The organism is Halopenitus sp. POP-27, from assembly GCF_029889855.1.
Classification (GTDB): domain Archaea; phylum Halobacteriota; class Halobacteria; order Halobacteriales; family Haloferacaceae; genus Halopenitus; species Halopenitus malekzadehii.
The window spans coordinates 51,210-75,046 of sequence record NZ_JARANU010000007.1; the positions used below are offsets into that span (position 1 = coordinate 51,210).

Here is a 23,837-nt window from a genome sequence, read left to right on the forward strand (position 1 = left end):
GTTACGGGTATGAGCGAGGACAACGCCGAGACGATCCACGTCGCGGACGTGAGCGACGGGGTCGGGGGGGATGCGGAGTCGAACCCGGGCGACCCGGTCGAACTGCCCGTCGTCGACGTGCTGACCGGGCGGTCGTTCATCACGGGCAAAAGCGGGTCCGGCAAGTCGAACACCGCCTCGGTGCTGATCGAGAACCTGCTTGCGGACAACTATCCGGTGTTGATCGTCGACAGCGACGGGGAGTACTACGGGCTCAAGGAGGAGTACGAGATCCTCCACGTCGGAGCCGACGACGAGTGCGACATCGTGGTCTCGCCGGAGCACGCGGAGAAGATCGCCACGCTCGCGCTCGACCAGAACGTGCCGATCATCCTCGACGTCTCGGGGTATCTCGAGGAGTCGGTCGCCTCCGAGCTCATCCTCAACGTGGTCAAACACCTCTTCGCGAAGGAGAAGAAGCTCAAACGACCCTTCCTGCTCGTGATCGAGGAGTGTCACGAGTACATCCCGGAGGGTGGCGGGATGGACGAGACCGGAAAGATGCTGATCAAGGTCGGCAAGCGCGGCCGCAAGCACGGGCTGGGGATCGTCGGCATCAGCCAGCGGCCGGCCGACGTTAAGAAGGACTTCATCACCCAGTGTGACTGGCTCGTCTGGCACCGCCTGACGTGGGACAATGACACCAACGTCGTGAGCCGGATCCTCGGGTCCGAGTACGCCGACGCGATCGAGGACATGGGTGACGGCGAGGCGTTCCTGATGACCGACTGGGACGAGTCGATCCGCCGCATCCAGTTCCACCGCAAGCAAACCTTCGACGCCGGCGCGACCCCCGGCCTCGAGGACTTCGAACGGCCGGAGTTGAAGTCCGTCTCCGGGGACCTCGTCTCCGAGCTCGAGACCATCTCGGACGAGCAGGAACGGCGGGAGTCCGAGCTGGCCGACCTCCGCCAGGAACTCGAGAAGAAGCGCGCGCGGATCACCCAGCTCGAACAGGACCTCGAGGAGGCGAAGGACCTCTCCCGGATGGCCGACCGGTTCTCGCAGGCGCTGCTCGGACGAGCCGAGGCCCCCCACCGCGGCGGATCGGGTGAGAGCCAGTCGACCCTCGAAGACCACGAGCGCGGCGCGGCTGACGAATCCAGGGAAGACGACGAGCGCGAGGCGAACGACGAACGTTGGTCGGACACCGACGAGGTGGACGACGAACGTGGGTCGGACGACGAACGCGGGGTGGGGAACCAACACGACGGCGAGGATACCGAAACCACGGAGGACTCGATCGAGTGGATCGAGGACCCGGAGGCGGTCGCGGACGCCGGTGACCTCGCCGACGCGCTCGACGCCGCCGACGCGACCGGTGACGCCGCCGGTGTGGCAACCGACGGCGTCGCCGATGACGGTGCGTTCGGGATCGACGCGGTCGACCCGATCTCCGCTGCGGACGTCGCTGAGAGCGCGCTCCGGTTCGACGAGGCGATCGATCTGGGAACCCGTGAGGCCGTGGTCGAGAACCTTCGAGACCGGGTCGAGGCGCTCACGGAGATGTCGACGGGGATGCTGCGACACTACCGCCGTGAGGGGAGCAGCGATCCCGTCACCGCCCACATCGCCGCCGGCGGCGGCGGCGACACCGAACACGCCTACGCACGACATCGGCCGCTTCGGCGGTCGGGGCTCGTCCGTCACGTGGCAGGGAGCAGATATGAGTACGGGATCCCCTGGCTCGTCCGTGACGCGTACGCCGACCGTCTCGATGGGGACGCCGTCGACGAGATGGTTGCCGCCGTCGAGGACGCCTTCCTCGGGTCCCAAGAACACGATTTCGCGGATGAGGACGGAGACACCGGTGGAGCACCCGCCACCGATCCCGAAACGGGGATCGACGCCTCCCGGATCGACGCGGCACTCGAGGACGCGGCACCGCCGATGGACGTCGACGCGTCGGCCGAAAACGAGCCGGCATCAGGGACCCCGGTCGACTCTCCGGTTGCCACACCTGGGTTAACCGAGACCGCCAGATCGATCGCTTCCGAGGCGGGAGAGGCCGATGTGGGAGAGACCGAGGCGGGAGGAACCGGTGTGGGAGGGACCGGGGCAGAAGCGACTGCGGAGACGGACGGAGATGCGGACGGAGATGCGGACGGAGACGCGGATGGAGACGTAGACGACGCTGCCGGCTCGGATCGCGACGAGGACGCGGAGGTGCTCTCCACACCCGACGAAGCGGGGAAGGCGAGCGGTGACGGCACGGCGGAAAACGACGGCACCGGGTTCGATCCCGCAGCGGACGACGCCGAGATCGTGGACCCGAAGGAGTAGTCGAGCGCGGTCGAGTCTCAGGACCGGGATCGTTCCTCGTCGATCGAGGCGGGGCCCCTGCTCTCGGTCTCCCCGCCAACAGCGTTCCCCCTTTCGGCTTCCCGCGACCGGGTGGCACGCTTCTCGAGTTCCCCCTTCAGCCCGGTTGCGTCGAAGTCGTGATCGGGGCGCAATGCGACGAAATCCAGGAATCGACGGGCATCAAGCAGCTCCGTGGTCGTGTAGGCGGTGAGCGCGGCCGCGATCGTCTCCCGCGGGCCGATGAGCGGCTCCAACGAGGCGATCGCGCTCGCGAGATCGTACGCGCGGGCGTCGTCCCTGGCGTCGTCGGCGACGTTCGTCGCGTCGATGACGTAGATCTCGCCGTCGAGGATCAACACGTTTTCCGCCCGGAGGTCGCCGTGGGCGAGTCCCGCGTCGTGGACCGTTCGCAGCGTCTCGAAGAGGGCGGGGGCGAGTTCGCGCTCGCGGTCAGTGTCGAGCTCGTCGAGGGATCGAAACTCCGGGAGATACTCCAGGACGAGCACGCCGAGCCCGTCGATCTCGAGCGCCTCGATGGGCTCTGGCGCGTTGATCCCGAGCTCGCGCAGCTTCCGGGTCGCCTCGAGCTCGTGGCGAGCCATCTCGTAGGGCGTCTCGAACCGCTCGAAGAACCCCTCCGTCCCCGAGGAGAACGCCCCGAGGTTGCGTCCGGTCGTGAACAGGGCGTGGACCAGCGTGTTCTGTTTGGTGATCACCTTCACGAAGCGGTCGTCGTCGAGGACCATCGGGGTCGACAGCCAGTTGTCCGCGTCGAGGAACCGGACGTGCACCGTCTCACGACCGTACCGCTCGGCGAGATCGACCGCGACTCGTTCGATCTGGGGCCAGTCGATCCGTCCCCGAACGAGTCGCTGCAGTTCCATACGGGACCACACGGCGGGGATGCGGTTAAACGGCACGACCGTGCGCGTCGCGGCGTGTGTTCCGCTCGCGTCCCACGGCGCGTCAGCTCGACGCTCTCGACCCCGCTCCGTCAAACCCGACCGACCACACGAACAGGCCGAGTGCCGCCAACACGACGACCCCGGCCCCGACGAACGTCGCCGGATACCCCGCCACCTCGGCGACGCCGCCGCCCACGATGCTCCCGAGGCCGGTTCCGATACCCGCGATCGCCGTGTAGGCGCCGAGCGCGTAGCCGCGGACCGGCTCGGCGGCCAGCCGCGTGACGATCCCGGTCGCCGTCACCGCGATCAACGCCCACGTCACGCCGATCAGGGTGAATCCGACCGCGTTCGCGGACGTCGCGACCGTGGGCGCGGCGACCCCGACGACCGCGATCCCGGGGAACAGCAGCGCGCGACCGCCGAGCGCCACCGCCTGCAGCGTGTATGGCCCGCGTCGTCCGACGGCCCGCCCAACGGGCGAATAGCAGACGGCGCTGCCGGCGTTCGCGAGCAGAAACAACACGAAGACCGCACCGGTCGAGGCGCCCGTTTCGGTCAGGTAGACCGGCATCGGCCCCCAGAAGACGGCGAACCCGACCGAGAACAGCCCGACGGCGACCAGGTATTTCCGAAGCGGCCGGTCGAAGGATCCGCCGGGACGTCGCCCGCGGCGCTTGGCGTCGAGCCACTCACGAACGTTCCAGTAGAGCCGGGCGGTTCCGTACGGCGTCGCACGCAGGTACCGCCCCGCCCCCCAATCCGAGCGGTTCAACCGATGGTAGACCCGGGCGAATCGCTCGGGACTCGTCGTGGGACGCTCCGGGTACCACCGAATCGCGGCGAGCGTGGCCATCGCGCCCGCGGCGGCGAGCACGACGAACAGGAGTTCCTGTGCCGCTACCGTGGGGAGCAGCCGGCCGACGGTCGCGGTCCAGACAGTCCCGAGGACGAGTCCGGCCACCCACCCGTATCCCTGAACGGCGTTGAGTCGACCGATCCGCACGTCCCACTCGGCCGCGTCGGCGCCCTCGACGACGATCAGGTTGAGCACGGGCGCGGCCGCCGAGACGACGAACCAGAGGGCCGCGTTCGCAACGAGCAGCGACCACGGCGATCCCAAAAGCGGGACGATGCCAAGCACTCCCGCAACCGACGCGAGTGCGACGAGCACGAAGGGGCGCCGGCGCCGCGTTCGTGCCGCCAGCTGGCCCCACAGGATCGCCCCCGGGACGCCGGCAAAGGCGGCGGTCGAGGCCATCGCTCCCACGAGGAACGCGCCCGCACCGAGTTCGATCGCGTAGAGGGGGAGCAACAGTGATGCCGCCCCCACCGCCGCGTAGCCGGTCCCCCACGCGAGGAGCCACCGTTCGCTCACTGCCGGGGAGTCTCCCGTCATCGACTAAGTCGTTTCGTCCGACCGTTTCACCCGACCGGTTCGTCCGACCGGTTCCGGGCAGACGGCGATCGGACCGTCATCTCATACCCGACAGTCGTGCGTCACGAGCCGGTTGGTTCCGATCTCCTCGCTCGGCTCCGGCCACGCCATCCGTTGGTGGTAGGTGATCTCCACGGACTCGACGGACTCGCCGGTCCGGTCGGCGACGGTCCGGCAGACGTACGCCGCAGTCGATCGCGAGACCGCCGGATCGTCGGCGACGGTGATCGAGATCAGGTACTTGCGCCAGCGTGCGGAGGGGTAGGTCGCGTCCACGTCAGGGGGCGGCTCGCTCGTGACCGACCCGCGACCGAGGCCGTCGACGTGCTCGCCGCTCGCCAGCTCGGCGTCGATCACGAACCAGTGGTCGGTCCCGGAGGGGTCCGGAGCGAACATCTCCCAGCCGTACTCGGTCGGGTCGATCCCGGCGTCGTCCGCTCCCACCTCCACGTAGCCGAGCGCGGCCGCGTTCCAGACGAGCGTACCGACGAGCAACGCGGCGGCGACCACCCGAACAGCGGTGTGAAGGCCACCTCCGATCACAGCACCGACGGTCGCCATACTGTTACCGTTACTGTCACCGTCGACGACAGCTATGAGGCGATACCGAACGCCCGCCGTCGCCGCCTCGATCCGGTCCCAGACGCCGGACCCGAGAAACGGCAGCAGCGAGACGATGGACACCAGCGGAAAGACCGAAATCGCCATCGTGAGCACCATCCCCGCGTGGCCGCCGGCGATGCCGGCCGCGATCGCGGTTCGGATCCGACCCCGTGCGACCACGAGCAGCGGCGAGGCGACGAGCAGTCCGAGCCACGCGTAGTTCAGGATCCACAGCAGCGTCGGCGACCCCGCGACCCACGGCCCCAACAGGACCGTGAACTGGTCCATACTGAACGCGATCGCGGCGCCATCGCCCGCGATCCAGTGGTCTCCACGAAGCTTGAAGACCGCGTTCGTGACGTAGACGAGCGAGACGTGGACGAGGAGGGCCGCGGTCGCGACCGACGCGACCTGCACGTCGGCCCGCCCTGGGTGCGCTCTGTCACCCGATGCCGGAGTCCCACGCACCGCATCGATCGACCACCGCGAGCCGACCGGGAGCAGCGTGGCGAACAGACACAGCTGCCACAACAGCAGATCGCCGGAGTTGAGCACGAAGGGATTGCGCGCCTGCAACGAGAGCACGAACGCGAGCGAGACGGCCGCGGCGATCCGGCTGTGGTACCCGACGGCGAGCGCGACCGCGACGATGCCGGCGACCACGAACAGGGCGGCGACGCCCGCGGGTCCTGCAACCGACTCCGCGACGGCGTGCATCGAGACGCCGGCAAGCGACGGGTACGCGCTCGCAAGCGCGTCGGTCGTCAACACGCCGGAGTCAGTATAGAGCGCTCGCAGATGACGGCTACGGAGGAGGAGGTCGATCAGGATCACGAGCCCGAGCCCGATCCGAACGGCGGCAAGCGCGCGCCGATCGACGGCGGCCCGATCACGGACGAACCGCCCCACGGCGTTCGCGATCCGGCGACGTGACGGGCGGTCGAACATCTCTCGGTCCGGTCTACCGCAGTCGCACGAATAGGTTTTGTGGAGCGGCGGCCGCTACCGGTCCGAAACCCAACGGTTCATACGTCCCGAACGCGGACGCCAGACCGTGTATCGAACCGGTCATCTCGGGGCGTCGATCGCGGTCTATGCGCCCTTCGGCGTGGGACTGTTCGCGGCCGGTGCGGACTCCCTCGCCGTCCTCGCGGGCGCCGTGATGCTGTGGTTCACGATGCTGCCCGACATCGACCATCGACTGCCGATCGTTCCCCACCGCGGGCCGACACACAGTCTGCTGTTCGCGCTGGCCGTGGGCGGCATCTTCGGCGGTGCGGGATCGCTGGCGGCGAGCGAGCTCGGCGTGACCGCGGCCGTCGGACTGGGAGCCTTCGGCCTCGTGCTCGGCATCGCAACGGTCGGCGCACATCTGCTCGCCGACGCGTTGACGCCGGCCGGCGTCCCGTTGTTGTGGCCGCTTTCGGGACGGACCTACTCGCTGTCACTCTGGCGGGCGGACAACACCGTCGCGAACTACGGGCTGCTCGTCGTCGGCGTCGCGATGGCGGTCGGTACCTTCGCGTTGGCCGGTCGGCTCGTCGGCTGGTGATGCCGCGGACGAGGACCCGCCGTCGTTTCGCTCCCGATAACTTATGAATCGGGCCGGCAAACCGGGAAGTATGCCACAGATCCATATCGACGAGGAGACGATCGAACGGCTCGACGGACTCCGCATCGAGGATGAAGAGTACGACGACCTCATCAACGAGCTCATCAACATCTACGAGGCCGAGGAGCTGACGCTGTTCCACAGCGGCGACGCCGAGTGAAAGCGTCACCGATCAACGCCGGTGACGGTGCCACTGAGGCGGCGTCCCTACCGATTGCGGGGGAGACGCTCGTCGGCGAGCGACGACGGAAACCGAAATCCGTCGGCTTCCCGATCGCGGTCTCGACCCGTTTTTCGGTCAGCGTCTCGAACCGTCGTCTCGAGGTCGTACGCCCGGTCAACCGCCCGGATCGCCGTGATCAGTTCGTCGGCGAGCCGCGCATCCTCTTCGAGATCCAGCGATTGCAGGACGCCACCGAGTCGATCGGCGGCACGCTGGATCTGTTCGGTCCGGGGGAGCTCTGCGTCGACGACGGCCGTACCGTGTGAGGAACGGGACATGATCGACGAAACGGGCTCGAAATCCCATAGTAATGGTTCCCCTACCGGTTCACAACCGGACGTTCGACGCCGATTCCGTTTGGAACGGGTCCTGAGACCTACTCCAGATAGGACGTCCGGGCGCGTTCGAACTTCCCGTTGTCCTCGAGGCGCTGCTGGAGTTGCTCCGCGTACTCCTGCGTCATCGTTTCGGCCGCTTCCAGGCGCTCCGCGTCGGCCTCGCCGTCGTCGCCGTCGAGACCGAGTGCGCTGCGAACCGACCCGAGGAAGCCGCCGCTACCGCCGCCGCGACCGCCGCTTCCGCTGCCACCACCGGCCGCGCCCGGCATCTGCTCGCGTAGCGAGTCGAGCTCCGGCATCATCTCCGGGAGCTTGGAGGTATCGGCGACGATCCGCGCCCGGTCGGGATCCTCGGGATTCTCGATCTCGAGTTCGGTTGCGGTCATGATCAGTCCCCACTCCTGGTTGCTGAACTGGGAGTTCATAACGCGGTCGTTGAACTCCTGATCGACGGCCATTCTGTCGCCGACGATCGCGTCCGTCCAATCGCTCATAGCGGTGGCTACGCGGACCGCTCCAAAGAGCGTTGTGCTCGGTGCTGTTCCGCCGTCCCGCCGGATCGATCCGGGGTTGGATCGATCCCGTTTTGGCTCGATCACCCCGAGGACGAGTATGACGCGACACCGGAACCGACCCTCTCGACGTGCCGTACTCGCAGCGGTGGGATCGACCGGGCTGACGCTCGGAGCCGGCTGTGTGGGCGGCGGTGAGGGCGGCACCGGCGGCGAGGGCGGCGAGGACGGCAGTAAGGACGGAACCGGTGACGAGGACGGATCCGCCTCCGACACCGACGACTGGATCGCGAGCGCGAACAACTACGACGGCGTGGTCGATCGCACCGGCGAGTCGACCGTGACGGTCGGCGTCGGCGCCGCCGAGGGGCTCGCGTTCGAACCCGCGGCGGTCCGGGTGAGCGCCGGCACCGAGGTCGTCTGGGAATGGACCGGCGAGGGCGGCCAACACAACGTCGTCGAGGAGGCGGGACGGTTCGAGAGCGACCTGCATCGGGAGGCCGAAGCGTCGTTCGCCCACGTCTTCGAGGCGTCTGGAACCTACCGGTACATTTGCACCCCGCATCAGGCAAGCGGAATGCGCGGCGCGATCGAAGTCGTCGAGTAGGCCGAGATCGCCGACGGGACCGGAAGCACGACTGATCGAGGTCGTCGAGATCTCTGACCCGCGGGTTCTTTACCGATCACGATCGAACCCGAGGTATGCTTCCGGAGTGGGTCCCGTTCCACCGCCTGAGTATCCCGGTCGCGTTCCTCCTCTCGTTCGTGATCGTGTGGGCGATCGACCGCCCGCGTGGCCGGTGGGGGCGGCGGGTCCGCTCCCGGCTGCTCCGGGGTGTTCCCTGGGGGACGCTCGTCGCCGTCGGCATCGTCCTCCTCGTCTACCTCTTCGTCCAGCGCGGGATCGACGACCCGAGTTCGCCGGTCGTGATCCCGTTTCGTGCCTGGTCGTACTTCTCGCTCGACGGACTGCTCCTCTCGGGGCTGTCACACGCGAGCCGCGGCCACCTCACGGGGAACCTCCTGGCGACGCTCGCCGCGGGGACGCTCGCGGAGTACGCCTATGGCCACTATCCACGCGCTCGCGGCGCCAGTTCCTTCGCCTCGTGGCGGTCGAACCCCTACGTGCGAGCGTTCCTGGTCGTTCCGGCCGCGATCGTCGGCGGCGCGGTCCTCTCGAGTGTGCTCGCTGTCGGTCCCGTCATCGGGTTTTCCGGCGTCGTCTTCGCGCTCTGGGGGGTCGCGATCGTCCACTATCCGCTCGGGTCTATCGTCGCGCTCGCCGGGACGTCGCTCGTGAACCTGCTGTACTCGGCGTTCACGAGCCCCGTCACGCGGGCCGCCGCCAGCCCCTCCTACGGCGGTCCCTGGTGGGCAAACATCTCGATCCAGGGACATGCGGTTGGGTTCCTGCTCGGCGTCCTGGTCGGGATCGTGCTGCTGCGTCGTCGTGAGACGGACGTACGCTCCGCCGTCGTCGTCTTCGCCGGCGTCCTCCTGTTCGCGTCCTCGCGGTCGCTGTGGGCCGTTTACTGGTACCTCGGGAACGAGCGATACGTCCTCTATCGGGCGGCCGGCGTCGCGCTCGTCGCGCTGCTTGCAGCGATCGTGACGCTCGCGGTGGCCGGAAGCGATCGGCCCCTCCGCCCGACGGACGCCGTTCCGAACCCGGAGACGATGCGTGAGGCCCTCCGGTCCGCCACGCCGCGGATCGTCGGGATCGTGTTGGTGGTGGCGGCGTTCGGGATCCTCGTTGGGCCCTCGGTCGTCCCGAACCTCGTCACCGTTCCCGCGGAGGAACCCCTCCCCGGCGATCCGGTCGAAATCGAGGGCTACGAGGTGACCTACGCCGAGGACGTACCGAACCAGCTCGTGAACGTGATCGACGTCGAGGCCTTCGAGGGCGCGACGAACGTCACGACCTCCGGGGTGATCGTCAAAAACGCGGAGCGCGACGTCTGGATCACGGCCGTCTCCCGTGGGAACCTCGCCTACTGGGGCTCCCGCGAGGTCACCGTCGGCGGCATCGGCTGGCGCGAGACCGTCACGGCCCACCGGACCGGCTGGCGGGCGGTCGGGGCGGGAGTGAGCTACCGGGTGGATCTCGAGCACGACGGCGACCGGCGGACCGTCCACGTCTCGGACTCGGCGACGGCCGGGCCGACGATCGCCGGACGGAACGTCACCGTGTCCGCTCGGCAGGGCGTCTTCGAGGTGACGGTCGCGAACGGCACCGACGCCGCGACCGCTCCGCTCCCGGCCGAGAACGAGTCGGTGCAGCTTGCCGGGATCCGGCTCGTTCGCGAGGATCGGCGGATATACGCCGAGACGAACGGGACACGGGTGCGGGTCCTCGAGACCGAGCGGTACGAGGGACGGGAACGAGCACGGGAGATCGACCTCGGTGCGGCCGACTTCAGGAGGGCCGTCACCGGGGACGCTGACTCCAGGATGGTCGTCACCGGGAGCACCGACGCCGGAGGGGTCGCCACCGGAAGGACCGTCGCCGAAGGAGTCCTCGATCCCTAGCCGTCATCCGACCACTCGATCCGGTACACCTCGGTATCGATCGCCGTCGAGTCGTCGGTGTGGTGATCGAACCGGTTCTCCAGATCGAACTCGGCCGCGAACGCGTGGGTCACCGTGCCGCCGTTGTCGGCCGCGAACGAGCGGACGAACGCCTCGCTGCCGTCGTTGTGGACCGAGTAGGAGACGTCGGCGAGGGTACCGGCGGCCGCGAGGAATCCGCGGTCGGCGTGGCGGTTTCCGTCCTGTGCGCCGAACGGGGGGTTCATCAGGACGGTCGTGGGCTCGGCGGTTCGGATCGGCGGGCGGGTCGCGTCGGCACGCAGCCAATGAACCGGCGCGTTCGTGCCGACGCGACGTTCGTTCTCGCGGGCGGTCCCGAGCGGGCCGGGATCGACCTCGAGACCGACCACGCGAGCGGGGCCGCGGAGCGCGGCCGCAAGCGCGAGCATACCGGTTCCGGTCCCGAGATCGAGTATCGTTCGTCCCTCGACATCGCCCTGCAAGTCGGCAAAGTGGACGACGTGGGCGGCCAGTCCCGGAGGCGTCGGGTACTGTTCGAGGGACGCGGTCGGCTGCTCGAACCCGGCGACGACGCCGAGCTTCGTCGCCAGGGAACGCCGCGACGCCATCGATCACCCGGCGATCTCGGCGTCGCCGGTGATCCGGAGGGTCACGCCCTCACGAGCGGCTCGTTCCGACAGGGCCGACAGCGCGGGATCGACCTTCGCCGGTTCGGCGACGTCGTCGACCGCGATCTCGATCCGGCCGGCACCGAGGAACGCGGCGGCGCGGACGAACCCGCGAAGCCGATCGGCCTCCTCCTGGGTGGCAAGCGAGCAGTCCTCGGCGAAACACGCCGTCACCGCCAGCGCCGCGGGCTGGTAGCCCCGCCGCGACAGTTCGGCTTTGAGGTCACGCAGGTATTCGGGAGCGGTGCTTTCGAGGTCGGCGCCGTCGACGACGACGGGATCGATGTCGGCGGGTCGACACCCCGAAATCGGGCCGTCGACGTTCGTGGACTCGGTGGTGCTCATACAACCACATATTCCCTGGTTATACAAATATCTTTGTAAATGCTTAGTAGTAATTTCGTGAGGGACGGGTACATCCACCGTGAGAATCGTTAAGTACCAACCCATACAACCGAAATCCGACACGCGACACCCAATGAACCGACACTCCTTCGACATCGTCGTCATCGGCTGTGGCATCGCCGGTCTCGCCGCGGGGCTTCGCGCGGCCGAACTCGATCAGTCCGTCTGCCTCCTGGAGAAGAGTCCGAAGGAACACCGCGGCGGTCACACCCGCTTTACCGAGTCGTTCCGGATCCCGACCGCGGACATCGACAGCGACGCGACGTTCAACGTGGAGGACTACTCGACGGCCGACTTCTACTCGGACATCATGCAGGTGACGAACTATCGGGCCGACGAGAACCTCGTCGATCGGCTGGTCTCCGAATCGCCGGACACGTTCGAGTGGTTGACCGACCACGGGGTCAGCTGGGAGTACCAGGCGCCACATCCGGGGTACACCGCGGGTCGGGTCTGGCTCCACGGCGAGGACATGGTTGACGAGCTGGTCGAGATCGTCGAGGACCGCGGCGTCGAGATCTTCTACGAGGCCGAGGCCCGATCCCTCCGACGCGACGACGACGGGGACGTCTCGGGCGTCGAAGCCCGCCACGAAGGACGCCGGACGCTCTTTACGGGCGACGCCGTGATCCTCGCGGCTGGTGACTACGGCTCGAGCAAGGAGCGCCGAACCCGGTATTACGGCCCCGGATACGGGAACATGAAGGTTCGCGGCAGCCGATACAACACCGGCGAGGCGCTGGATGCCGCGATGGACGTCGGCGCCAAATCCGAGGGGGAGTGGGGTGACGCCCATATGGCGATCATCGACGTGCAATCCCCGGACGTCGAGGGCGGGATCACCCGCATCGACGGCTATCAGTACGGCCTCATTCTCAACCACGACGGCGAGCGGTTCGTCGACGAGGGCGAGGACGCTCGCGCACACACCTACGCGAAGTTCGGCCGGGAGATCTTCGAACAGCCCTATCACGAGGCGTTCATCATCGTCGACTCGAAGACCGTCGACGACGTCGCACACATGGGCCCCGGACGGGCGGTCACGGCCGACTCGATCGAGTCGCTCGTCCGGCGTCTCGACATCGAGGACCCGGAGACGGCCGTCGAGACTGTCGACCGGTTCAACGAGGCCTGTACGGTCGAGGGCGACGGGATCGAGGCGTACGACCCGAACGTCCTCGACGGCAACGACGCGCCCGGCATCGACCCGCCGAAGTCCAACTGGGCGCTCCCGCTGGATGAGCCGCCGTTCACCGGCTATCCCGTCACCGGCGGGATGACGTTCGGGTTCGGCGGCGTCGCCATCACGCCGGACGCCGAGGTGCTCGACACGCGGGACGATCCGATCCCCGGCCTCTACGCCGCCGGCAACGCGACCGGCGGGCTGTTCTACAACAACTATCCCGGCGGTACCGGCCTGACGAACGCCGCCGTCTACGGACGGATCGCCGCCGAGACCGCCGTCGAGGATCTCGAGTAAAATCGCGGGCGGGCGAGGCGATTCGCTATGCCGATCGAGTAAGTTATTCCCGATCTGACACCAACTTTTAAATATACCACTAGCCACAAACCTTATATGGAACGTCCGAGCCGGCAGCGGGAGCAGGAACGGGAGGCCGACCAGGAGGCGGGCGAAACGGTCTCCTGTCCGGAGTGTGGTTCCGCGGACGTCGTGGCGGACGGGGACCACGAGTTGGTGTGTGACGACTGCGGGCTGGTGCTCGACGAACAGCAGCTCGATCGCGGGCCGGAGTGGCGGGCGTTCAACCACTCCGAACGGCAGTCGAAGTCCCGGGTCGGTGCGCCGATCACCGAGACGATGCACGACAAGGGGCTGACGACGACGATCGACTGGAAGGACAAGGACGCATACGGACGATCGCTCTCTTCGGAGAAGCGCTCCCAGATGCATCGGCTGCGCAAGTGGCAGGAGCGCATTCGGACGAAGGACGCGGGTGAGCGCAACCTGCAGTTCGCGCTCTCGGAGATCGACCGGATGGCCTCCGCGCTGGGCGTCCCCCGATCGGTCCGGGAGGTCGCCTCCGTCATCTATCGGCGCGCGCTCGCCGAGGACCTCATTCGGGGCCGGTCGATCGAGGGTGTCGCCACCTCGGCGCTGTACGCCGCCTGCCGCCAGGAGGGGATCCCCCGCTCGCTCGACGAGGTCGCCGAGGTCTCCAGAGTCCCGCAAAAGGAGATCGGTCGAACCTATCGGTACATCTCACAGGAACTCGGGCTCGAACTCAAGCCCGTCGATCCCAAGCAGTTCGTACCGCGGTTCGCCTCCGCGCTCGACCTCAGCGAGGAGGTCCAGACGAAGGCGACGGAGATCATCGACGTCTCGGCTGAACAGGGGTTGCTCTCCGGGAAGTCGCCAACCGGCTTCGCGGCGGCGGCGATCTACGCGGCCTCGCTTTTGTGCAACGAGAAGAAGACCCAACGGGAAGTCGCCCAGGTGGCACAGGTGACCGAGGTCACCATTCGCAACCGCTACCAGGAGCAGATCGAGGCGATGGGTTTCCGGTGACGTCGTCGGCATCGAGCTCCCGATCGGAATCCGACCCGCTCCCGCCCTGACCGTCAGGTCGCGATGAACACCACGACCTCCCGGTTCCAGAGCCCGAGCCGCAGGGTTCGCGACTCGTGGGCCGGAAGCAACGCGTCGATCGACCCCTCGTAGTTCGGGTCCGCGATCACGACCGCCGGTTCATCCTCGATGGCGTCCGGGTCAGTCACGCTCTCGACGTCGGCGCCGGTCCGCTCGAGATACCACGGGAGCGGCAGCCGTTCGCCCCACGCCTCGCGGTCGGATTCCGCGGCGATCGGGGGACGGTCAGCGACCGTCTCCGCCGAGAGATGGAACCGGTCGCCGACCCAGACGACGCGCGCGTTCCCGCCATCGGCAGCCGAAAGCGCCGCCTCCATCTCCCCGACGAGCGGCTCGAGATCATCTGCGGGTTGGCCGTACTGTGCGAGCGTCGACTCGGGGGACGGATCGGTGGCGACGCCATCGAGGGCGACGATCCCCCCGTGTGCGACGAGCGCGAACAGGACGAGCCCCGCCGCCGCCACCCGCGCCGCGTCGCCGACACGCTCGCGAGCTCCGTCCGACGCTCCCTCAAACCCGGCGATCGCTCCGGCGGCTTGCCGTCCGTATCGGTACACGGCCGCGATCCCGACTCCGGCCGGAACGGCCAGCGGAACCAGGACGTGCACGAGCGTCCAAGGCGCGACGACCTCGGCGACGACGGGGTACCCGACCAGGCCGATCCCGGCCCACACGGACGCGAACAGCACGAACGGCCGTCCGCCCACGGAGGTATCCCCCGACCGAGTCCGGAGCAGCCCGTACCGGTCGGCGAGGAACCCGGCAACGGCGATGGCGAGGATCGGCGCCGCGGTCGCGACGACGGTCGACACCGCGTCGGTCACGAACGGGAGCAGCTGCGTGCCGGCACGCCCCTCGACCCGAACGCCGGTGAAGGCCGTGACCGGATCCACGTACGTCCGCACAGCCATCCCGACCGGATCCGCACCGAGCCCGCTCAGCCCGCCGGCGGGGCCCGGTCCTCGCGGCGCGAACAGCACGCCCCAGGTTCCGAGGAACACGAACGCCGCGCGCGCAAGCGGGGTTGCCTGCCCGATCGCCCGGCGGCAGCCCCGCCGAATCGACTCGCCGAGGCGGGTGGGGGTCCCTGCAACGCGCGGGTGGTCAAGCGTGACGAGGGCGGCGACGATCACGATGACGAGCGTCGCGACGGCGAACCCGGACGCGGCGAGCGCCACCGCCCAGGCGACGACGCCCCCGTACAGGTCCCGATCACGCGGGTCGGACTCGGGCCCGGTCGCGGCATCCAGCCATCGGAGACACAGGCCAACCGCCAGGAGCGCCGCTCCCGCGGCGATCACGTCGCCACGGAGGAACCGTCCGTAGTAGACGAGCGGGGGCGCGAAGGCGAGCACGACCGCGGCGGCGACCGTCTCGTCGTCACGCAGCCGGCCGCGAAAGACGAGCGCCGTCACGGGAAGGAGTCCGCCGGCGATCGCGAACGGGAGCCGGGCGAGGGCGTCGCTCGGCGGCGCGACCGAGAGCGCGAGGCGAGCCAGGTGGAACACGACCGGTCCGCCGGCGACAGGCCGATACTCGTACTGCCCGGTCTCGAGCGACCGCAGCGTCCAGTACCCGACCCGGGCCTCGTCCCAGTGGAAGGGTCGGTCGCCCAGCGCGACGATCCGGACGAGCAGCGAGCAGCAGACGATGATCGCGACGGCGGCGCGCGTGCGCCGGTCCGCCCGCGTCCATATTCGCGGATCGAGACCGCGAAACCGGGACCAACGGTCGACGCGACGATCGTCCGCACGAGACGACATATCGATGGCGTCTCGGCGGCGGCGTAGGAACGTTTCGGTTCGGTCGAGGTGGTTGGACGTCGGAGCGAGTCGGATCGGCAAGCGCGGTCGAAGTGGCCGGTATGACCGGATCAGCGATCCGCGCCCGTCGATCCGGCGACGTCGCCGAAGACGTCGCGGTGGAGGGAGTCACAGACGACGTCGGCCAGCGTCTCGAGGTTCCGCGCGTCCTCCCGGTTGTACGAGACGAGCGTCTCAAGGGCGTCCTCGTCGCCGCGTTCGTACTCCCGCCAGAGCCGGACCGCATCGCGTCCGCTGATGTCCGGGCGGTCACGCTCGATGTCGATCTCGGACTCGATCGCCTTGAGCCCGCCCGAGAGCCCCAGCCGTCGACAGGGATACAGCAGATCGAGGTGAGGGGTGTCGATCTCGATTCCGAGGGCGGTCTCGAGGAACGGCACGTCGAAGCGCGCGCCGTTGAACGAGGCGATCACGGCGGCGTCGGTCAGCCGGTTGCGGACCGCCTCCGCGGTGAGGTCCTCGCCGGCGACGAGCGTCGACGTCTCGCCGTCGCGGTGGAAGCTCACCGTCGTCACACGGTCCGCGTGCTCGTCGAGGCCGGTCGTCTCGATGTCGAAAAAGCACGTCTCCGCCCGGAAATCCTCGTACAGGCGCCAGCGCTGGTCGCTCGGGAAGGCGTCGTCGAAGAACGCGGCGTCACCGGCCCGAAGTCGGTCGCGGGCCCGGTCGATGAACGCGTCGATCCGTTCGGCGGTCGTCGATCCGACTCCCGGCACGTCGACGGACCGGTCGAAGTCGTCCCACTGAGTGATCCCGTGTTCCCAGAGGCGCCGCTCCGTCCGTTCTCCGACGCCCCGAACCGGGATGAAGCTGTTCTCGATGCGCACGTCCCCACCGGGGCGCTCCGTCCCCTTGAACCTCTCGCGATGCGTCGGTGCCCGACCGCTGACCGCGAGCGTTTTTGCGGGGGCCGCTCTATCGAGACATATGTGTGGCCGGTACTCGTTGTCGACCCCGCGCAAGGACCTCGAGGCGCGTTTCGACACCGCATTCCCCGACTTCACGCCGCGGTACAACTGCGCACCCGGCCAGGATCTCCCAGTGATCCCTGCCGACTCCCCGGACGAGGCGAGGCCGACGAAATGGGGATTGACGCCCGCCTGGGCGGACGACCGGATGGACCTGATCAACGCGCGTGCGGAGACCGTTCGGGAGAAACCCGCCTTTCGGGAGGCGTTCGAGCGACGCCGATGTCTGGTCCCGGCGGACGGCTTCTACGAGTGGGTCGAGACGGAGTCCGGAACGCGCCCGTATCGCGTCGCGTTCGACGACGATCGTCCGTTCGCGATGGCCGGCGTCTACGAACGCTGGACGCCGCCCGAGCCCGACGGGCCAACCCAGACGGGGCTCGAGCGGTTCGCGGGTGGTGCCGGAGACGGGGGAGGAAGCGACGTTGGCCCTGACGCACGGGAGCCGGAGCCGGTGGAGACGTTCTCGATCGTCACCACCGAGCCGAACGACCTCGTCGCCGACCTCCACCATCGGATGGCCGTGATCCTCGAGCCGGACGAGGAGGAGCGGTATCTCCACGGAGATGCCGAAACGGCGGCGTCGCTGCTTGACCCGATCGATCCCGACGGACTACACGCGTATCCGGTTTCCGAGCGCGTGAACGACCCGTCGAACGACGACGACTCACTGATCGAGCCGGTGTGAGTCGGTCGCAGCCGTCGACTCACTCGAGGGCGTCCTTCCACTCGCCCACGCCCGAGGGATCCAGGTGAACGTGGGCGTCGCCGACCGCGGGAAGTCCACGGAGTCGGTCCATGAGTTCGGTCTCGAGGTCGTGAGCCTGCCGGAGCGTCATCTCGCCGTCGACCTCGACGTGGACCTCGACCTCGATGTCGGTGCCGTCGTAGAAGACCCGCAGGTCGTGGATCCCCTCGACGTCGGGGTGGTCACGCAGAGTGGTCCGGACGCGGTCGTACTCCTCGGGCGGCGGTGCGGCGCCGACGAGGTAGGTCACGTTCTCGCGGGCGATCTCGATGCCCTGGTAGACGACGAGCAGGCTGACCAACCCGCCGGCGACGGCATCGAGGACCGGATGGCCGAGGAGAACGCCGAGGACGCCGACGATGGCGGCGATCGTCGTGTAGATGTCGTTGAGGCAGTCGACCGCGAGCGCGTCGAGAGCGGTCGAACCCAGATCGGCGTTCACCCGCATCGTGTACCAGTACAGCAGATACATGTCCGCCATCGCGAACCCGAGCGCGCCGAGCAACAGCGGATCGAAGACGACCCCCGGCCCCTCGATCAGCGCGAGCGCGGACTCCCGGAGCAGGTTCGCGCCGAGCAGGACGATGACGGCGCCGACGAAGAGGGCCGTCAGCGGCTCGATGCGCTGGTGCCCGTGTGGATGCGTCTCGTCGGGGTCGGTGTAGGCGGCGCCGCCCCAGACGAAGACCACGAGGCTGGCGACGAGATCGGCGACCGAGTGGGCGGCGTCGGCCACGAGCGCGACGCTCCCGAACGCGATCCCGGCGGCACCCTCGACCAGGATCTTGATCGCGTTCCCGAGGACGTTCACCCCGGCCGCGCGCTTGAACCGCCGTCCCTCGTCGGTCATACGCACACTCGGTCGGCATCACCCATAAAGCGCCGGACTCGGCGGTCGTGTCGGCGGTCGTGTCGGCGGCGGCGGCGGTGACGTCGGTGGCGTCGGTGGCGTCGGTGGCGTCGGTGGCGTCGGTGGTGTCGGCCTCGGCGGTGGTGTCGGCCTCGGTGGTGGTGTCGACTCCGATCGACGCCCGCGCTACTCCTCACCGTCCTGCCGTCCGACGTCGGTCCGGCTGCCCTTCGGGACCCGCGATCGGAGTTCGCCGTGGAGATAGAGCCCGACGCCGATCGGCTCCCGATCGCCGGCCAGTTCGTGGGCGGCGATCAGGTACCCCCAGTCGCCGTTCCAGCGGTCGATCGGCTGGTCCTCGCCGGCGACGAACCGGGCCGCCTCGGCGGGGTCGAGCTCGACCACGTTACGGGTCGCGTGCCGGCCGAACCGGGAGACGGCCCGCGTCGTCGGCTTCCAGTGCTCCTGGCGCGTCCGCAGGAACGTCATTCCAAGCGCCTCGATCCGGCACGGGTCGGTCGCCTCCCCGCGATAGATCCAGACCTTTCCGGCGCCCTTCTCGAGGAAGGTGTACGGCTCCAGAACCGACCGGTCGATGCCGAAGCGGTCCTCCCACCACGTGAGGACCTCCTCGCGGGTCGGCCGGCCCGGGACGACACGGTCCGCGGCTGTCTCGGGGAGTCGATCGAAGCGCTGGCCGTCGTTGCTCGGGGAGTCGGAGCCATCGTTGCTCGGGGAGTCCGATTCGTCGTCGCTCATCGGGCAGTCACTCCGTCGGTTCCGGACCCGTCCTGCTGCTCCGCCGTCACGCGAAGCTTCGCGCAGAAGAACCCGCCCGTGTCGTTGTGGTGGGGATAGATCCGGTGTGCCCGCTTCATCGCGTCGTCGAACGTCTCTCCATCCCACTCGGTGATCCCGGGCTCGCTCCGGAGCGGGAGGTCGAAGGTCGCCAGCTCGCACGGCTCCGACTCGAGGACGTGCTGGAGGACGGCCTCGTTCTCCTCGGGTGCAAAGGTGCACGTCGAGAAGACGACGACGCCGCCCGGTCGAGTCGCCTGGATGGCGCGGGTCAGGATCCCCTTGCTCACGCCGGCGATCGCGTGGACGTGGTCGAGCGTCCACTCGTCGAGGACGTCGGGATTCTTCCGGCAGGTCCCCTCACACGAGCAGGGGACGTCGACGAGCGCCCGGTCGAACGCGTCGAACGGGAACGGCCGCAGCGAGAGGTTCCGTGCGTCCTGGTTCGTGACGGCCACGTTCGTCACCCCGAGCCGTTCGGCGTTGTGGCGCAGCGCCGAGAGCCGGCCGAGGTTGTTGTCGTTCGCGACGAGGGTGCCGCGATCGTCCATGTCGGCCGCGATCTGGGTCGTCTTGCTGCCCGGCGCCGCACACGTATCGAGCACGCGTTCGCCCGGCTGCGCGTCGAGGGCGAGTCCGGGCAGCGTCGAGACCTCCTCCTGGCCGTGGATCCAGCCGTGGACGTACGGCCAGTTCGTGCCGGGGCTTCCCGCCGGCAGCCGGAAGAGGCCGTCGTGCCAATCGACCGGTTCGTAGTCGATCCCCTCCTCGTCGAAGGCCCGACGCACACGCTCGGGCGTCGCCGCGATCGGGTTCGTGCGAACGACCGACGGCAGCGGCCGGTCGCAGGCCGCGAGGAACGCGTCCTCGTCGTCGACGAGCGGGAGGTACCGCTCGAGTGGGTTCATACGTCGGGTTCGCGGCGGGTCGGTTTGTCGATTTCGACTCCACGCCGGCGTCCGGAACCGACGATCGTCGGTCGCGAACCGACGGCACCCATCGGCTCGGGGCCGCGCGGCGTTATAAGTGGCTGGCCGTCGAACCGTCGCGTATGGCTCAGATCAAGGTACTCGCCGAGGACGTCGAACTCGATGCCCCGTTCCTGATCGAGGGGCTCCCCGGCGTCGGGCTCGTGGGGAAGATCGCCGCCGACCACATCGTGGAGGCGTTCGACATGGTTCACTACGCGAACGTCCACTGTGAGGGGATCCCGCCGGTCGTGACCTATCCCGAGGACGACTCGCGGCTGTCGACGCCGGTGCGGATCTACGCCGACGCCGAACGCGATCTGCTGGTTCTGCAAAGCGACGTGCCGATATCGCCGGCCGCGGCGACCGAGTTCGCCGACTGCGTCGCCGGCTGGTTCAAGGAGGAGGACGTCACCCCGCTGTATCTCTCCGGCCGCCCGGCGGAGAAGGAGGCGGCCCCGCCCGCGCTATACGGGATCGCGACCGGCGAGGGCGACACACATCTCGACCGGGCCGGCATCGACGCGCCCTCGGAGATGGGGCTCGTCACCGGCCCGACGGGCGCCCTCCTGTCTCACGCGCTGGAGAACGATCGAACGGCCGTCGGACTGGTCGTCGAGTCCGATCCGCAGTTCCCGGACCCGGAGGCGTCGCGGGCACTCATCACACATGGACTCAAACCGGTCACGGACGTCGATATCCCGACGGACGCGCTCGTCGATCGGGCCGACGAGATCCAGCGTGCGAAAGAACAGCTCGCGATGCGGATGCAGAACGTGGATGAGGAGAGCACCGAGGCGCGCCCGCTCCGGATGTATCAGTGATCGAACGGCATCCGGATTCGGTCCGAACGGTTAGTCCTCGAGTTCGTTCAGGATCGGCCGGTACTTGAGCTGGATCTCGTCCCACTCCTCGTCGGCGTCCGAGTCGGCCACGATCCCGACGCCGGCGAACAGCGTCGCCTGGCGCCGCTCAAGGACGGCGGACCGGATGCCGACGGTAAAGGTTCCGTTGCCCGCCGCGTCGATCCAGCCGACCGGGGCGGCGTACCAGCCGCGGTCGAACGGCTCCGTCTCGCGGATCGTCTCGAGCGCGGCCGCGGGCGGGAGCCCGCCGACCGCCGGCGTCGGATGGAGCGCCTCCACGAGCTCCAACACGTGGGTGGTCGCCGCGAGATCCGCCGTGATCGGGGTGTGGAGGTGTTGGACCTCCGCCAGCCGCTTGATGCGCCGATCGCCGGTCGAGATCGAAGCGGTAAACGGCTCGAGTTGGTCGCGGATCGCCTCGACGACGAGGTCGTGTTCGTGTCCGTTCTTCCGGTCGGCGGCCAGCTCCGAGGCGAGCCACTCGTCCTCCTCGGGCGTCTCACCCCGTCCCGTGGTGCCCGCGAGCGCGTCGGTCTCGACCGTTCGTCCGCGCATCGAGACGAGCCGTTCCGGGGTCGCGCCGACGAAGGCCGCGCCAGCCGCATCCGGTGTGCCGGTCTCATCCGGCGTTCCGGCCGTATCCGGTTTTTCGACCGCATCGGTCTCGATGAGGAACGGGTAGCAGTTCGGATACCGGTGCCGCAGTCGATCGATCATCGCGCCTCGTGGCGCATCATCCCGGAGTTCGACCGCAAGCGCCTGTGCCAGAACGACCTTCTCGAGATCGCCCTGCCGGATGCGATCGACGGCGGCTTCGACGCCGGTCCGCCACTCCTCGCGCGTCGTCGTTCGGTGGCGGGAGACGATCCCGGGACGGTCCGGATTCCGATCCGGATCGGCAGTTCCGTCCGACGCGTCGGTGCCGTGATCGTCGGCTCCCCGGTCGGCCGCGCCGAGCCCGTCGAAGGTCGCCACCGCCTCGTCGAGGCGGCGTTCGACGTCGGTCGCCGTGACGTCGGGACCCACCGCGTTGACCGTTACCCACGTCCCGTTGTCGGCCGCAGTGACCTGAACGCGCGGAAAGACGAATCGCGCCTCGGGAAACGACGCCCAGGGTTCCCCGTCCGTCGCCGCCTCGTGGAACGCGAACCCGCCGAACAGTCGCGGACGGGCGGCCTCGGTCCCGGCGTGAACGTCGCCGGACGCGAACAGCCGGTCGGCGCCATCGCGGATCGTGGCGAACCGATCGGGGCCGCTGGCCGTCAGGGTCGCGGCCGCGCCGCCGCCGATCACCGTCGACTCCTCGGGGGCACCCCACACGACGCGCGGCGTCTCGATCGCCTCGAAGGCCGCGCGGAACGACGGATCGTCGATCCGCCGGGCACGGCTGACGAGCCGCGACGAATCGGTCAGCGCGAACGGGTCCATTGACACGGGATCGGTGAGCGACACCCTTTACGCTAACTATACCGCTCCTCGTTCCAGGGGTTCGCCGTCTCCGAATACCCGCGCTTCTCCCAGTAGCCGCGCTGCGGTTCGGTACGGAACTCGACGCCCGTTACCCACTTCGCACCTTTATACGCGTACTTGTGCGGCGTGACGACCCGGACCGGGCCGCCGTGATCCGCGGGAAGATCCTCGCCGTCGAGTCCGTCGGCGAACAGCACCTCCTCACGACGACACGCCGACAGCGGCAGGTCGGTCGTGTACCCGTCGAGTGCGTGGAACAGGACGTGTTCGGCGTCGGCGTCGACGCCAGCCCGGTCGGCGATCTCGGTGAACGGGACGCCGGCGAACTCACAGTCGAACCGGCTCCAGCCGGTCACACAGTGGAAGTCCTGGCGCTGGCGGACGTGCGGCAGCGCCGCGAAGGAGTCGAGATCATAGGTGAGCTGCTCGTCGACGGCGCCGTACACCTCGAACCGCCAATCGGCAGGGTTATAATCGGGAGTCCCGCTCTTGGAAAGCACCGGAAACCGGTCGGTTTGCCGTTGGCCAGGCGGGAGCCGGTTCTCCCCGAACTCGCGGTACAGATCCGTAACGTCCTCGACCATACCGTCGATCGGAGCCGAACCCACCTATGGGTGTCGGGTCGGTCCTTGGAATTTTTAAACTATTCTTTCAGAATACTCAACTAAACGTTCTCTCGAACGGAATCGTCTTTTCGTATCCCCGAGAGTTTGGCAGTAGGTTTATATATCCCCTCGAATTACGACGGGGTAGAGAATGCCGAAAGTCGAGATCACGGTCCCGGAACACCAGGAGATGCAGATCGCTCAGATGGTCGAGCAGGGCGAGTTCCTCAACCGGGAGGAGGCGATCGAGGAGCTCCTGTCGACGGGGATCAAGGCGTACAAGACCAGCGGACCGATGGACGAAGAAGAGGGACCGGGCTTCGAAGAGGAGGGAATGATGGGCCACGAGGACGAATACGTCTTTTAAGCTTGGCCCACCGCGGCGTCATCGACGTCGGCATCCAAACCCGATCGTGTGGCGGCAGATGCGACCACGATCGGTTGTGAACGGGCGGTGAAAGCGAGGCCATCGATCGACGGTGTCGGACGAGTGCCGCGACGTTCGACGATCGCACCAGAATCGGCTTGTAGCGACG

23 protein-coding genes and 1 pseudogene are annotated in these 23,837 nt (G+C 68.3%); 10 read left to right on the top strand and 14 right to left on the bottom strand.

The genetic code is table 11. The features are described 5' to 3' along the window. The first annotated feature begins 9 nt into the window (after window positions 1-9). Window positions 10-2,322: a DUF87 domain-containing protein gene (locus OQF70_RS06035; protein WP_280536460.1), complete on the top strand. Its 2,313-nt coding sequence runs from the start codon at window positions 10-12 to the stop codon at window positions 2,320-2,322. Window positions 2,323-2,435: 113 nt separating this feature from the next. Here OQF70_RS06035 and OQF70_RS06040 read toward each other — a convergent pair. The 3 genes and pseudogenes from OQF70_RS06040 to OQF70_RS06050 form a co-directional block, all read right to left on the bottom strand. Then, a pseudogene (locus tag OQF70_RS06040) lies at window positions 2,436-3,227 on the bottom strand (phosphotransferase); the annotation flags it as partial. 82 nt (window positions 3,228-3,309) lie between these two features. Beyond that, window positions 3,310-4,626 carry an MFS transporter gene (locus OQF70_RS06045; RefSeq protein WP_280536462.1) on the bottom strand — a complete coding sequence of 439 codons (1,317 nt, stop codon included), beginning with the start codon at window positions 4,624-4,626 and terminating at the stop codon, window positions 3,310-3,312. Window positions 4,627-4,728: 102 nt separating this feature from the next. Then, complete coding sequence (locus OQF70_RS06050; protein WP_280536463.1) at window positions 4,729-6,237, bottom strand: HTTM domain-containing protein; 1,509 nt, start codon at window positions 6,235-6,237, stop codon at window positions 4,729-4,731. Window positions 6,238-6,343: 106 nt separating this feature from the next. Here OQF70_RS06050 and OQF70_RS06055 point away from each other — a divergent pair, with 106 nt between their 5' ends. Continuing rightward, window positions 6,344-6,841, top strand: coding sequence for a metal-dependent hydrolase (locus tag OQF70_RS06055; protein WP_280536464.1), 498 nt, complete (start codon window positions 6,344-6,346; stop codon window positions 6,839-6,841). Between the two features lie 70 nt (window positions 6,842-6,911). Then, a complete protein-coding gene (locus tag OQF70_RS06060) occupies window positions 6,912-7,061 on the top strand; it encodes a hypothetical protein (protein ID WP_177167411.1) in 150 nt (49 codons plus the stop codon). Between the two features lie 47 nt (window positions 7,062-7,108). On the opposite strand, the gene OQF70_RS06065 is transcribed toward OQF70_RS06060, so the two are convergent. Beyond that, the gene (locus OQF70_RS06065; protein ID WP_280536465.1) at window positions 7,109-7,402 is read right to left on the bottom strand and encodes a hypothetical protein; all 294 of its coding nucleotides are present in this window, start codon (window positions 7,400-7,402) and stop codon (window positions 7,109-7,111) included. 98 nt (window positions 7,403-7,500) lie between these two features. Continuing rightward, window positions 7,501-7,956 (bottom strand): DUF5799 family protein, encoded by a 456-nt coding sequence (locus tag OQF70_RS06070; RefSeq protein WP_280536466.1) that lies wholly within the window; start codon window positions 7,954-7,956, stop codon window positions 7,501-7,503. A 118-nt stretch (window positions 7,957-8,074) separates the two neighbouring features. Between OQF70_RS06070 and OQF70_RS06075 the strand changes: the two genes are divergently transcribed. Together OQF70_RS06075 and OQF70_RS06080 are read left to right on the top strand one after the other, a co-directional pair. Next, entirely contained in the window at window positions 8,075-8,581 is a 507-nt protein-coding gene (locus OQF70_RS06075) for a halocyanin domain-containing protein (RefSeq protein ID WP_280536467.1), read from the top strand. Window positions 8,582-8,676: 95 nt separating this feature from the next. After that, entirely contained in the window at window positions 8,677-10,503 is a 1,827-nt protein-coding gene (locus tag OQF70_RS06080; protein ID WP_280536469.1) for a rhomboid family intramembrane serine protease, read from the top strand. Here OQF70_RS06080 and OQF70_RS06085 read toward each other — a convergent pair. Further along, window positions 10,500-11,132 (bottom strand): METTL5 family protein, encoded by a 633-nt coding sequence (locus tag OQF70_RS06085; RefSeq protein WP_280536470.1) that lies wholly within the window; start codon window positions 11,130-11,132, stop codon window positions 10,500-10,502. The genes OQF70_RS06080 and OQF70_RS06085 overlap by 4 nt on opposite strands. 3 nt (window positions 11,133-11,135) lie before the next feature. Next, window positions 11,136-11,537 carry a hypothetical protein gene (locus OQF70_RS06090; RefSeq protein ID WP_280536471.1) on the bottom strand — a complete coding sequence of 134 codons (402 nt, stop codon included), beginning with the start codon at window positions 11,535-11,537 and terminating at the stop codon, window positions 11,136-11,138. 133 nt (window positions 11,538-11,670) lie between these two features. On the opposite strand from OQF70_RS06090, the gene tcuA reads away from it, so the two are divergent. Both tcuA and OQF70_RS06100 read left to right on the top strand, forming a co-directional pair. Continuing rightward, complete coding sequence (gene tcuA, locus OQF70_RS06095; protein ID WP_280536472.1) at window positions 11,671-13,077, top strand: FAD-dependent tricarballylate dehydrogenase TcuA; 1,407 nt, start codon at window positions 11,671-11,673, stop codon at window positions 13,075-13,077. A 96-nt stretch (window positions 13,078-13,173) separates the two neighbouring features. Then, window positions 13,174-14,124, top strand: a complete 951-nt coding sequence (locus OQF70_RS06100; protein ID WP_092814512.1) for a transcription initiation factor IIB — start codon at window positions 13,174-13,176, stop codon at window positions 14,122-14,124. Between the two features lie 53 nt (window positions 14,125-14,177). Here the strand turns inward: OQF70_RS06100 and OQF70_RS06105 are convergent, their stop codons facing one another. Continuing rightward, window positions 14,178-15,968: a flippase activity-associated protein Agl23 gene (locus OQF70_RS06105; protein WP_280536473.1), complete on the bottom strand. Its 1,791-nt coding sequence runs from the start codon at window positions 15,966-15,968 to the stop codon at window positions 14,178-14,180. Window positions 15,969-16,078: 110 nt separating this feature from the next. Further along, entirely contained in the window at window positions 16,079-16,855 is a 777-nt protein-coding gene (locus OQF70_RS06110; RefSeq protein ID WP_280536474.1) for a ribonuclease H-like domain-containing protein, read from the bottom strand. A 100-nt stretch (window positions 16,856-16,955) separates the two neighbouring features. On the opposite strand from OQF70_RS06110, the gene OQF70_RS06115 reads away from it, so the two are divergent. Next, window positions 16,956-17,684: an SOS response-associated peptidase gene (locus OQF70_RS06115; protein WP_280536475.1), complete on the top strand. Its 729-nt coding sequence runs from the start codon at window positions 16,956-16,958 to the stop codon at window positions 17,682-17,684. A gap of 19 nt (window positions 17,685-17,703) precedes the next feature. Here the strand turns inward: OQF70_RS06115 and OQF70_RS06120 are convergent, their stop codons facing one another. From OQF70_RS06120 to OQF70_RS06130, 3 genes are all read right to left on the bottom strand, one after another. Further along, window positions 17,704-18,594 (bottom strand): cation diffusion facilitator family transporter, encoded by an 891-nt coding sequence (locus tag OQF70_RS06120; protein WP_280536477.1) that lies wholly within the window; start codon window positions 18,592-18,594, stop codon window positions 17,704-17,706. 186 nt (window positions 18,595-18,780) lie between these two features. Continuing rightward, window positions 18,781-19,353 (bottom strand): hypothetical protein, encoded by a 573-nt coding sequence (locus OQF70_RS06125; protein ID WP_280536478.1) that lies wholly within the window; start codon window positions 19,351-19,353, stop codon window positions 18,781-18,783. After that, window positions 19,350-20,300: an RsmB/NOP family class I SAM-dependent RNA methyltransferase gene (locus OQF70_RS06130; RefSeq protein WP_280536479.1), complete on the bottom strand. Its 951-nt coding sequence runs from the start codon at window positions 20,298-20,300 to the stop codon at window positions 19,350-19,352. Before OQF70_RS06130 ends, OQF70_RS06125 begins: the two co-directional genes overlap by 4 nt. 143 nt (window positions 20,301-20,443) lie before the next feature. On the opposite strand from OQF70_RS06130, the gene OQF70_RS06135 reads away from it, so the two are divergent. Then, a complete protein-coding gene (locus OQF70_RS06135; protein WP_280536481.1) occupies window positions 20,444-21,184 on the top strand; it encodes a PAC2 family protein in 741 nt (246 codons plus the stop codon). 30 nt (window positions 21,185-21,214) lie between these two features. Here OQF70_RS06135 and OQF70_RS06140 read toward each other — a convergent pair whose 3' ends face one another. Beyond that, on the bottom strand, window positions 21,215-22,654 hold the full coding sequence (locus OQF70_RS06140) for an isochorismate synthase (RefSeq protein ID WP_280536483.1): 1,440 nt from the start codon (window positions 22,652-22,654) through the stop codon (window positions 21,215-21,217). A 32-nt stretch (window positions 22,655-22,686) separates the two neighbouring features. Further along, window positions 22,687-23,280, bottom strand: a complete 594-nt coding sequence (locus tag OQF70_RS06145) for a sulfite oxidase-like oxidoreductase (RefSeq protein WP_280536485.1) — start codon at window positions 23,278-23,280, stop codon at window positions 22,687-22,689. A gap of 172 nt (window positions 23,281-23,452) precedes the next feature. Between OQF70_RS06145 and OQF70_RS06150 the strand changes: the two genes are divergently transcribed. After that, on the top strand, window positions 23,453-23,668 hold the full coding sequence (locus OQF70_RS06150; RefSeq protein ID WP_092814481.1) for a cell surface protein: 216 nt from the start codon (window positions 23,453-23,455) through the stop codon (window positions 23,666-23,668). Window positions 23,669-23,837: the final 169 nt, after the last annotated feature.

What these genes read in the sequence shown, in the direction of transcription:
- OQF70_RS06035 (WP_280536460.1), top strand. Translation starts at nt 10, where the DNA reads ATGAGCGAGGACAACGCCGAGACGATCCACGTCGCGGACGTGAGCGAC.
- OQF70_RS06050 (WP_280536463.1), bottom strand. Translation starts at nt 6,237, where the DNA reads ATGTTCGACCGCCCGTCACGTCGCCGGATCGCGAACGCCGTGGGGCGG.
- OQF70_RS06060 (WP_177167411.1), top strand. Translation starts at nt 6,912, where the DNA reads ATGCCACAGATCCATATCGACGAGGAGACGATCGAACGGCTCGACGGA.
- OQF70_RS06065 (WP_280536465.1), bottom strand. Translation starts at nt 7,402, where the DNA reads ATGTCCCGTTCCTCACACGGTACGGCCGTCGTCGACGCAGAGCTCCCC.
- OQF70_RS06070 (WP_280536466.1), bottom strand. Translation starts at nt 7,956, where the DNA reads ATGAGCGATTGGACGGACGCGATCGTCGGCGACAGAATGGCCGTCGAT.
- OQF70_RS06075 (WP_280536467.1), top strand. Translation starts at nt 8,075, where the DNA reads ATGACGCGACACCGGAACCGACCCTCTCGACGTGCCGTACTCGCAGCG.
- OQF70_RS06080 (WP_280536469.1), top strand. Translation starts at nt 8,677, where the DNA reads ATGCTTCCGGAGTGGGTCCCGTTCCACCGCCTGAGTATCCCGGTCGCG.
- OQF70_RS06085 (WP_280536470.1), bottom strand. Translation starts at nt 11,132, where the DNA reads ATGGCGTCGCGGCGTTCCCTGGCGACGAAGCTCGGCGTCGTCGCCGGG.
- OQF70_RS06090 (WP_280536471.1), bottom strand. Translation starts at nt 11,537, where the DNA reads ATGAGCACCACCGAGTCCACGAACGTCGACGGCCCGATTTCGGGGTGT.
- tcuA (WP_280536472.1), top strand. Translation starts at nt 11,671, where the DNA reads ATGAACCGACACTCCTTCGACATCGTCGTCATCGGCTGTGGCATCGCC.
- OQF70_RS06100 (WP_092814512.1), top strand. Translation starts at nt 13,174, where the DNA reads ATGGAACGTCCGAGCCGGCAGCGGGAGCAGGAACGGGAGGCCGACCAG.
- OQF70_RS06105 (WP_280536473.1), bottom strand. Translation starts at nt 15,968, where the DNA reads ATGTCGTCTCGTGCGGACGATCGTCGCGTCGACCGTTGGTCCCGGTTT.
- OQF70_RS06115 (WP_280536475.1), top strand. Translation starts at nt 16,956, where the DNA reads ATGTGTGGCCGGTACTCGTTGTCGACCCCGCGCAAGGACCTCGAGGCG.
- OQF70_RS06120 (WP_280536477.1), bottom strand. Translation starts at nt 18,594, where the DNA reads ATGACCGACGAGGGACGGCGGTTCAAGCGCGCGGCCGGGGTGAACGTC.
- OQF70_RS06125 (WP_280536478.1), bottom strand. Translation starts at nt 19,353, where the DNA reads ATGAGCGACGACGAATCGGACTCCCCGAGCAACGATGGCTCCGACTCC.
- OQF70_RS06130 (WP_280536479.1), bottom strand. Translation starts at nt 20,300, where the DNA reads ATGAACCCACTCGAGCGGTACCTCCCGCTCGTCGACGACGAGGACGCG.
- OQF70_RS06135 (WP_280536481.1), top strand. Translation starts at nt 20,444, where the DNA reads ATGGCTCAGATCAAGGTACTCGCCGAGGACGTCGAACTCGATGCCCCG.
- OQF70_RS06140 (WP_280536483.1), bottom strand. Translation starts at nt 22,654, where the DNA reads ATGGACCCGTTCGCGCTGACCGATTCGTCGCGGCTCGTCAGCCGTGCC.
- OQF70_RS06145 (WP_280536485.1), bottom strand. Translation starts at nt 23,280, where the DNA reads ATGGTCGAGGACGTTACGGATCTGTACCGCGAGTTCGGGGAGAACCGG.
- OQF70_RS06150 (WP_092814481.1), top strand. Translation starts at nt 23,453, where the DNA reads ATGCCGAAAGTCGAGATCACGGTCCCGGAACACCAGGAGATGCAGATC.